The 8,723-nt window shown below is 73.0% G+C and carries 10 protein-coding genes; 6 read left to right on the forward strand and 4 right to left on the reverse strand.

What is annotated here, in order from left to right; all coding sequences use genetic code 11:
- Positions 1-1,313 (forward strand): aldehyde dehydrogenase family protein (locus AB0F10_RS42100; protein ID WP_360639177.1); only part of this gene is annotated, 1,313 nt, incomplete at its 5' end.
- On the opposite strand, the gene AB0F10_RS42105 is transcribed toward AB0F10_RS42100, so the two are convergent.
- Genes AB0F10_RS42105 through AB0F10_RS42120 form a run of 4 tightly spaced genes read right to left on the reverse strand, consistent with a single transcriptional unit; the run spans position 1,258 to position 4,628 of the window.
- Positions 1,258-2,082: an ABC transporter ATP-binding protein gene (locus AB0F10_RS42105; RefSeq protein WP_360639180.1), complete on the reverse strand. Its 825-nt coding sequence runs from the start codon at positions 2,080-2,082 to the stop codon at positions 1,258-1,260. The two genes, AB0F10_RS42100 and AB0F10_RS42105, sit on opposite strands and share 56 nt — an antisense overlap.
- A 16-nt stretch (positions 2,083-2,098) precedes the next feature.
- Positions 2,099-2,866, reverse strand: coding sequence for an ABC transporter permease subunit (locus tag AB0F10_RS42110; RefSeq protein WP_360639183.1), 768 nt, complete (start codon positions 2,864-2,866; stop codon positions 2,099-2,101).
- Positions 2,863-3,669, reverse strand: a complete 807-nt coding sequence (locus AB0F10_RS42115; RefSeq protein ID WP_360639186.1) for an ABC transporter permease — start codon at positions 3,667-3,669, stop codon at positions 2,863-2,865. The genes AB0F10_RS42110 and AB0F10_RS42115 overlap by 4 nt, the downstream gene beginning before the upstream one ends.
- Positions 3,666-4,628: an ABC transporter substrate-binding protein gene (locus AB0F10_RS42120; RefSeq protein WP_360639189.1), complete on the reverse strand. Its 963-nt coding sequence runs from the start codon at positions 4,626-4,628 to the stop codon at positions 3,666-3,668. The genes AB0F10_RS42115 and AB0F10_RS42120 overlap by 4 nt, the downstream gene beginning before the upstream one ends.
- Before the next feature lie 152 nt (positions 4,629-4,780).
- Here AB0F10_RS42120 and AB0F10_RS42125 point away from each other — a divergent pair, with 152 nt between their 5' ends.
- The 5 genes from AB0F10_RS42125 to pcaG are packed head-to-tail and all read left to right on the forward strand — an operon-like array spanning position 4,781 to position 8,658.
- Positions 4,781-5,920: a 4-hydroxybenzoate 3-monooxygenase gene (locus AB0F10_RS42125; protein WP_360639192.1), complete on the forward strand. Its 1,140-nt coding sequence runs from the start codon at positions 4,781-4,783 to the stop codon at positions 5,918-5,920.
- The gene (locus AB0F10_RS42130; protein ID WP_360639195.1) at positions 5,917-6,720 is read left to right on the forward strand and encodes a CoA-transferase; all 804 of its coding nucleotides are present in this window, start codon (positions 5,917-5,919) and stop codon (positions 6,718-6,720) included. The genes AB0F10_RS42125 and AB0F10_RS42130 overlap by 4 nt, the downstream gene beginning before the upstream one ends.
- A complete protein-coding gene (locus AB0F10_RS42135; RefSeq protein WP_360639198.1) occupies positions 6,717-7,478 on the forward strand; it encodes a CoA-transferase subunit beta in 762 nt (253 codons plus the stop codon). Before AB0F10_RS42130 ends, AB0F10_RS42135 begins: the two co-directional genes overlap by 4 nt.
- The gene (gene pcaH, locus AB0F10_RS42140) at positions 7,475-8,146 is read left to right on the forward strand and encodes a protocatechuate 3,4-dioxygenase subunit beta (protein WP_360639201.1); all 672 of its coding nucleotides are present in this window, start codon (positions 7,475-7,477) and stop codon (positions 8,144-8,146) included. The genes AB0F10_RS42135 and pcaH overlap by 4 nt, the downstream gene beginning before the upstream one ends.
- Complete coding sequence (gene pcaG, locus AB0F10_RS42145; RefSeq protein WP_360639204.1) at positions 8,143-8,658, forward strand: protocatechuate 3,4-dioxygenase subunit alpha; 516 nt, start codon at positions 8,143-8,145, stop codon at positions 8,656-8,658. Before pcaH ends, pcaG begins: the two co-directional genes overlap by 4 nt.
- Positions 8,659-8,723 lie beyond the last annotated feature (65 nt).

Consider the following 8,723-nt stretch of genomic DNA (forward strand, 5'->3'; position numbering starts at 1 on the left):
CGGCCGCCGCCGCCTTCGCGGGCTGGGCCGGCACCGCACCCACCGAGCGCCGCCGCATCCTGACCCGCGCCGGCGACCTGCTCGAGGAGCGCGGCGGCGACGCCGCGACGCTGATGGCCAACGAGACCGGCGGCACGCTGGGCTGGTCGCTGTTCAACGTCGGGTTCGCCGCCGCCCTGTTCCGCGAGGCGGGCGCCCTGGCCACGCTGCCGATCGGCGAGGTCCTGGCCGGCGCCGACCCGGGCGCGCTGTCGCTGGCGATCCGGCAGCCGGCGGGGGTGGTCGCCGCCTTCGCGCCGTGGAACGCGCCGCTGATCCTCGGCGCCCGCGCGGTCGCCGCGCCGCTGGCCGCCGGAAACACGGTCGTCCTCAAGGCCAGCGAGGACGCGCCGGTGGCGTGCGCGCTGTTCCTCGCGGACCTGCTGCGCGACGCCGGCCTGCCGCCGGGCGTGCTCAACGTGCTGACCAACGACCGCGCCGACGCGGCGGCCGTGGCGGAGGCGCTGATCGGCGACCAGCGGGTGCGCCGGGTCAACTTCACCGGCTCGACCGGCGTCGGCCGGCGCATCGGCGAGATCGCCGGACGGCACCTGACGCCGGCGGTCCTCGAACTCGGCGGCAAGAACTCGGTGCTGGTCCTCGACGACGCCGACGTGGAGTACGCGGTCAACGCCGTCGCCTTCGGCGCGTACCTGAACTCGGGGCAGATCTGCATGTCGGCGGACCGGGTCCTGGTGCACCATTCGATGGCCGACGAGTTCGCCGCGCGGCTCGCCGAGAAGGCCAAGGGCCTGCCCGCCGGCGACCCCGCCGACCCGCACACCGTGATCGGGCCGCTGATCAGCGCCGAGGCCGCGGGCCGGGTAGCCGGCCTGGTCGACCGGGCCGTCGCGAGCGGCGCCCGGGTGCTCAGCGGCGGCGGCAGGCCGGACGGCGCGCACTACCCGGCGACGGTGCTCGCCGGCGTGACGCCGGACATGGCCATCCACACCGAGGAGATCTTCGGCCCGGTGGCCACCGTGCTGCGGTTCCGGGACGAGGACGAGGCGATCGCGATCGCCAACGACAGCCCGTACGGGCTGACCGCCGGGGTGCTCACCCAGGACCTCAACCGGGGCTTCGGCGTCGCCCGGCGGCTGCGTACCGGCATCGCGCACGTCAACGACCAGTCCGTCGACGACGACCCGACGGCGCCCTTCGGCGGGGTCGGCGACTCCGGCTACGGCCGGTTCGGCGGCCGCGCCGGCGTCGAGGCCTTCACCGATCTGCGCTGGATAACTCTCCAGCAGCGCCCGAAGCAGTTCCCGTTCTAGGGCCCCCGGCCTTCGCCGCCTGGATCTGGGCGTAGACGTGGGCTCGTTGCGCGGTGAAGCGCGGGTCGGCGCGGGTGTGCAGCTGGTCGCGTTCGGCCGGCAGGTCGACGGTCAGCTCGTCCTGCACGATCGTCGGCGAGGCCGACAGCATCAGCACGCGCTCGCCGAGGTAGACGGCCTCGTCGATGTCGTGCGTGACGAACAGGATGGTCACCCCGAGCCGCCGCCACAGCGACCGGACCAGGTCCTCCAGGTCCGCCCGGGTCTGCGCGTCGACCGCCGCGAACGGCTCGTCCATGAGCAGGATGGTGGGCTCGTACGCGACGGCCCGGGCGATCGCGACCCGCTGCTGCATGCCGCCGGACAGCTGCCACGGGTACGCGGACTCGGTGCCGTCCAGGCCCACCGCGGCCAGCGCCCCGGCGACCAGTTCGCGCCGCCGGGACCTGGGCATCCGCTTCTGCCGCAGCGGCAGCTCCACGTTGTCGCGCACGCTCATCCACGGGTACAGGCTGCGCCCGTACTCCTGGAAGACGACCGCCATGCCCGGCGGCGGGCCGGCGACCGGGCTGCCGTCCACCCGCACCTCCCCGCCGGTGGGGTCCAGCAGGCCCGCGATGCACCGCAGCAGCGTGGTCTTGCCGCAGCCGGACGGCCCTACCAGGCAGACCAGCTCCCCCGCCTCGACGGTGAACGTCAGGTCCCGCAGCGCCTCCACCTCGCGGCTGCCGGAGCGGTAGACCTTCCGCAGGCCATCGACCTTGAGCATGTGTCGTCTTCCTTCCTCACGACCGGCGCCGGGAGTCGCGCAGGCCGTGATACCAGGCCAGTGTGGAACGCTCGACGAGCCGGAACAACACCGACAGCAGGAACCCCAGCAGCCCGAGCAGGATGATGCCGCTCCACATCTCCGGGATCGCGAAGCTGCGCTGGAACTGCACGATGGTGAAGCCGAGGCCGTTGCTGGCGGCGAACATCTCGCTGATCACCATGAGGATGATCGCGATGGACAGCGCCTGGCGCAGCCCCGCGAAGATCTGCGGTGACGCCGAGGGCAGCACCAGGTGGCGCAGCCGGGCGGCGCCGGTGATGCCGTACGCGCGGGTGGTGTCGGACAGCACCCCGTCGGTGGCCCGGACGCCCTCGACGGTGTTGAGCAGGACCGGCCAGATGCAACCGGTGACGATCACGATGACCTTCATGCCGTTGCCGATGCCGGCGAAGAGCATGATCACCGGGACCAGCACCGGCGGCGGGACGGCCCGGAAGAACTCCAGCACGGGCTCGGCGGCGGCGCGCAGCCGCGGGTTCACCCCGATCGCGACGCCGATCGCGATGCCGAGCACGGCCGCCAGCAGGTAGCCGGCGCCGAGGCGGGCCAGGCTCGGCAGCACGTCGGCGCGCAGCCGCCCGGGCGTCCAGGTGTCCGCGAACGCGACCATGATCTGGCGCAGCGGGGGCGCGTAGAAGTTCTCGCTGTTCGCGCTGGCCGCGTACCAGGTGGTGAAGAGGACGACCGGCAGGCCGAGGACCAGCAGGAGCCGCTTGATCATGCCGGGGCCTCCCCGCGTACGGACTGGTGCCAGGACAGGACGCGGCGCTCGGCGAGGCGGGCGCCGATGTTGATGGCGACGCCGAGCAGGCCGGTGACGACGATCAGGGCGTACATGATGGGAATCGCGCCGGAGGTCTGCGCGACCGCGATCACCGAGCCGAGGCCGGGCGCGCCGATGACCATCTCGGCGGTGACCGCGAGCACCAGGGCGACCGACGCGGCGAGGCGGATGCCGGTGAAGACGTAGGGCAGTGCGGTCGGCCAGAGCACGTAGCGGATCCGGGCGAGCGCGCCGAGGCGGAAGCTGCGGGCGGTCTCGTCGGCGACCGGGTCGACGTCGGCAACGCCGTACAGGACCTGGACCAGGATCTGCCAGAACGCCGCGTAGACGACGAGCAGCAGGGTCGAGCCCAGGTCCGAGCCGTACAGCAGGACGGCGAGCGGGATCAGCGCCACCGACGGGATCGGCCGCAGAAACTCCACCGTCGAGGCGGTGACGGCGCGCAGCACGGGCACCGCGCCGATCAGGATGCCCACCGCGATCCCGGCGCCGACCGCGATGGCCAGGCCGATCGCCCAGGCGGTCAGGGTGTCGCCGACGGCCGTCCAGAACGGGCCGGTCGCGGCCTCGTCGGCCAGCGCGGCGAGGATGCGGCTGGTCGGCGGCAGGTAGTCCTCGGACACCAGTCCGGCCCGGGGCAGCACCTCGACCAGCACCAGCAGCCCGGCAAGGCCGGAGAGGCCGAGCAGCGCCCGGCCTGTCCTGAACGTCCGCGGCGCCGCCGCGCCGGGTGCGGTCACGGCAGGAGCTTGGACAGGTCGGGGGTGGCGCTGCCGAAGATGCCGTCCTTCGCGCCGAGCTGGGCGAGGGTCTCGACCGACGGCTTGTTGATCTCGGTGGGCCACTTCGGCAGGGTGAGCGACCCGCCGGTCTTCGGGTCGATCTTGGTGTACGACCCGAGGATCGCCCGGACCTCGTCGGGGTGGGCATCGGCGTACGCGAGGGACTCGTTGATCGCCTCACCGAAGCGCTTGACCAGGTCGGGGTTGTCGGCGATGAGCTTGGTCGAGGCGAAGTACCCCGCGACGGTCAGGTTCGGCGCCGCGTCGACGAAGTTCCACGCCACGACGCGCCCGCCCGTGGCGGTGACGGCCGACAGCGTCGGCTCGACCACCCAGGCGGCGTCGACCTGGCCGCCCGCGAGCGCGGCGGGCATGTTGGGGAACGGCATCTCGACGAAGTTGATGCCGCCCGGGTCGCCGCCGGCCTTGCGCACCGACTCGCGCACGGTGGTGTCGCCGATGTTCTTCAGGGTGTTGACGGAGATCTTCTTGCCGGCCAGGTCCGCGGCGGTCCTGATCGGGCTGTCGGCCTTGACGACGACGCCGCCGAAGTCCTTGCCCGCCTCGCCGGTCGACGCGACGCCGTTGGCGACGACCTTGATCGGCACGTTCTTGGTCTGCGCGATGAGCAGCGACGTCATGTTGCTGAAGCCGAACTGGAACTGGCCGCTGACCACGCCGGGCACGATGGCCGCACCGCCCTGACCGGCCTCCATGGTCAGCTCGATGTTGCGGGCCTTGAAGAAGCCCTTCTGCTGACCGAGGTAGATCGGCGCGACGTCGACGATCGGGATGATGCCGACCTTGACCTGATCGGCCCCGCCCCCGCTCTTCGGGGTGTCGCCCGAGTCGGATCCGCAGCCCGCCCCGGCTCCGGCGAGGGCGAGCACGGCAATCCCGGCGATGAACCGGCGCATATCAGGACCTCCTGGGGAAGCTGAAAAATCGAGGGGGTGTTGTTGTGTGCGCTATCCGCACGTAAGTTCTCATGGAGAACGTAGGCGTGTGTCCTGGTGCCCGTCAACGATCGACAACGATCGTGATCGATCAGCTACCCGGGAGGTCGCAAGTGCGCACCCAAGTCGGCATCGTGGGTGCCGGGCCGGCCGGCCTGGTGCTGGCCCGCCTGCTGGAGCGGGCGGGCATCGACTCGGTCGTCCTGGAACGGCGCTCCCGATCCTATGTGGAGGGAAGGGTGCGTGCGGGTGTCCTCGAACACGGCACCGCCGGCCTGCTCGACGAGCTCGGCGTCGGCGCCCGGATGCGGCGCGAGGGGATGGTGCACCGCGGCATCGAGCTGCGCGCCGCCGGCGTCGGCCACCGCATCGACCTGGAGGCGCTGACCGGCAGGACCATCACCGTGTACGGCCAGCAGGAGGTCGTCAAGGACCTGATCGCCGCCCGCGTACCCACCGGGCCGCTGCACTTCGAGGCCGAGGTCACCGGCGTCGACGGCACGGTCGTCGAGTACCGCCACGAGGGCGCCGCGCGCCGGCTCGAGTGCGACTTCGTGGCCGGCTGCGACGGCTCGCACGGCGTCGCCCGCGCCGCCGCGCCGCCCGGCGCGCTGACCACCGCGGAACGCGTGCACCCGTACGCGTGGCTCGGCATCCTGGCCCGCGCGCCCGCCGCCGCCGAGGAACTGGTCTACGCGTACCACGAACGGGGTTTCGCACTGCACAGCATGCGTACGCCCGGCATAGTTCGGCTCTATCTGCAGGTGGAGCCGGGCACCGACCTGGCCGGCTGGCCCGACACCCGAATCTGGGACGAGCTGCGTACCCGGCTCGGGCTGCCGCTGGAGGAGGGCGAAGTGCTGGAACGAGGGGTGACGCCGATGCGCAGCATCGTGATCGAGCCGATGCGCCACGACCGGCTCTTCCTGGCCGGCGACGCCGCGCACATCGTCCCGCCCACCGGCGCCAAGGGGCTCAACCTGGCCGTGGCCGACGTCCGGGTGCTGGCCGAGGCGCTGACGGCGCACTACCGCGACGGCTCGGACGAGCTGCTCGACGCGTACTCGCGGACCTGCCTGAAACGGGTCTGGCAGGTGCAGCGCTTCTCCAACTGGATGACCACGATGCTGCACCGGCGGCCCGGCGACGACCGGTTCGGCCACCGGATGCAGCTCGCCGAGCTCGCGTACGTGGCGGGCTCGACGGCCGCGGCGACGACCCTGGCCGAGAACTACGTCGGGCTGCCGCGTTGACCGCCCGCATCGTCCCCCTCGCCGAGGCGGTGGCCGAGCTGGTGCACGACGGCGACACCGTCGCCCTCGAGGGCTTCACCCACCTCATCCCGGTCGCCGCCGGCCGGGAGATCATCCGGCAGGGCCGGCGCGGCCTGACCCTGGTGCGGATGACCCCGGACATCGTCTACGACCAGCTCATCGGCGCCGGCTGCGCGGCCAAGCTGGTCTTCTCCTGGGCCGGCAACCCCGGCGTCGGCTCGCTGCACCGCTTCCGCGACGCCGTGCAGAACTCCTGGCCCGCGCCGCTGGAGATCGAGGAGCACAGCCACGCCGGGATGGCCAACCGGTACGTGGCCGGCGCCTCCGGGCTGCCCTTCGCCGTGCTGCGCGGCTACCTCGGCACCGACCTGAACGAGCACACGGCCACCATCGCGCCGATCAGATGCCCCTTCACCGGCGAGATGCTCACCGCCGTTCCGGCCCTCAACCCGGACGTCGGCATCGTGCACGCCCAGCGCGCCGACCGGCACGGCAACGTGCAGTTCTGGGGCATCACCGGGGTGCACAAGGAGGTCGTGCTCGCCTCCGCCCGGTCCCTGGTCACGATCGAGGAGCTGGTCGACGAGCTGCCGCCGACGCCGGGGGCGGTCGTGCTGCCCGGCTGGGCGGTCACCCGGGTCTCGGTGGTGCCCGGCGGCGCCCATCCCTCGTACGCGATGGGCTTCAGCGACCGCGACAACGACCACTACCAGGCCTGGGACTCGATCAGCCGGGACCGGGACGCGTTCCAGCAGTGGCTGGCGGGGGTGCTCGCATGACGTGGAGCGCTGACGAGATGATGACGGTCGCCGCCGCGCGGGCCCTGCGCGGGGACACCCGCTGCTTCGTCGGCATCGGCCTGCCCAGCACCGCGGCGAACCTGGCCCGCCGCACCCACGCGCCGGACCTGGTCCTGGTCTACGAGTCCGGCACCATCGGCGCCAAGCCGGACCGGCTGCCGCTGTCCATCGGCGACGGCGTGCTCGCGGAGACCGCCGACGCCGTGGTCAGCGTGCCGGAGATGTTCAACTACTGGCTGCAGCCCGGCCGGATCGGCGTCGGCTTCCTCGGCGCCGCCCAGATCGACAGGTACGCCAACATCAACACCACGGTCATCGGCGCCGACTACGCCGCCCCCCGGGTGCGGCTGCCCGGCGCCGGCGGCGCACCCGAGATCGCCGCCTCCTGCGGCGAGGTCATCGTGGTCGTGCGCCAGAGCGCCCGCACGTTCGTCGACCGGGTCGACTTCGTCACCTCCGTCGGCCACGGCAAGGGCCCCGGCGACCGGGAACAGCTCGGCCTGCGCGGCCGCGGACCGGTCCTGGTCATCACCGACCTGGGCGTGCTCGAGCCGGACCCGGACGACCGGGAGCTGACCCTCACCCGGGTGCATCCGGGCGTCACCGCCGAGCAGGCCGTCGCGGCGACCGGCTGGCCGCTGCGGGTCGCCGCCACGCTGAGAACCACCGAACCACCGAGCGAGGAAGAACTGACCGCGCTGCGCGAGCTGACCGGATCGACGGAAGGAATCCGATGAACCCCCATCCCCCGCTGCTCTCCCCCGGCTACGGCTCGACGGTTCTGCGGGCGCCCCGGCAGGCGCCCATCCTGCTGCCGCACTCGCTGGCCGACCGGACCGGGCCGGTGCTCGGCGAGGGACCGGTCGCGGCCGCCGACGCGGACCTGGCCGCCGGCCCGGACGGCGACGCGCAGGGCCAGCGGATCGTGGTGCACGGGCAGGTCCGCGACTCCGCGGGCAAGCCGGTGCGCGACACGCTGCTCGAGGTGTGGCAGGCCAACGCGGCCGGCCGCTACCGGCACAAGTGGGACCGGCACGACGCGCCGCTGGACCCGCACTTCACCGGGGTCGGCCGGACCGTGACCGACGCCGAGGGCCGCTACCGCTTCGTGACGGTCCGGCCCGGCGCCTACCCGTGGGGCAACCACCCCAACGCGTGGCGACCCGCGCACATCCACTTCTCCGTCTTCGGCCGGGCGTTCACCGAGCGGCTGGTCACCCAGATGTACTTCCCCGACGACCCGCTCTTCGCGTACGACCCGATCTACAACTCGGTGCCGGAGTTCGCCCGGGACCGGCTCGTCGCGGGCTTCGACCTGTCGGCGACGGTCGAGTCGTGGGCGCTGGGCTTCCGGTTCGACATCGTCCTGTCCGGGGCGACCGCGACCCCGATGGAGCCGCAATGAGCGCGTCACCCACCCCGGCGCAGACCGTCGGGCCGTACCTGTCGATCGGGCTCACCTGGGACGAGGGCCCGCTGGTGGTGCCGGCCGACGCGCCCGGCGCCGTGTGGCTGCGCGGCGAGATCCGCGACGGCCACGGCGAGGTGGTGAAGGATGCGCTGGTGGAGACGTGGCAGGCCGGCCCGGGCGGCGAGTTCCACCCGGCGGGGTTCCGCGGCTTCGGCCGCTGCCCGACCGACGACGACGGCCGGTACGCGATCCGCACGCTCAAGCCGGGCACGATCGAGGCGCAGGCGCCGCACATCGAGGTGACCGTCTTCGCCCGCGGGCTGCTGCACCGGCTGATGACCCGGGTCTACTTCGCCGACGAGCCGGCGGCGAACGAGGCCGACCCGGTCCTCGCGGCGGTGCCCGCCGGGCGGCGCGCCACCCTCGTCGCCGAGAAGTCCGAGGACGGCTACCGCTTCGACATCACCCTGCAGGGGCCCGATGAGACCGTCTTCTTCGCCGTCTGACCGCTCCGCCGGGCTCTTCGACGGCGTGCTCGCGGCCGGGGACGTGCGCGCCGCGACCGGCGACG

Source organism: Actinoplanes sp. NPDC026623 (assembly GCF_040638275.1).
Classification (GTDB): domain Bacteria; phylum Actinomycetota; class Actinomycetes; order Mycobacteriales; family Micromonosporaceae; genus Actinoplanes.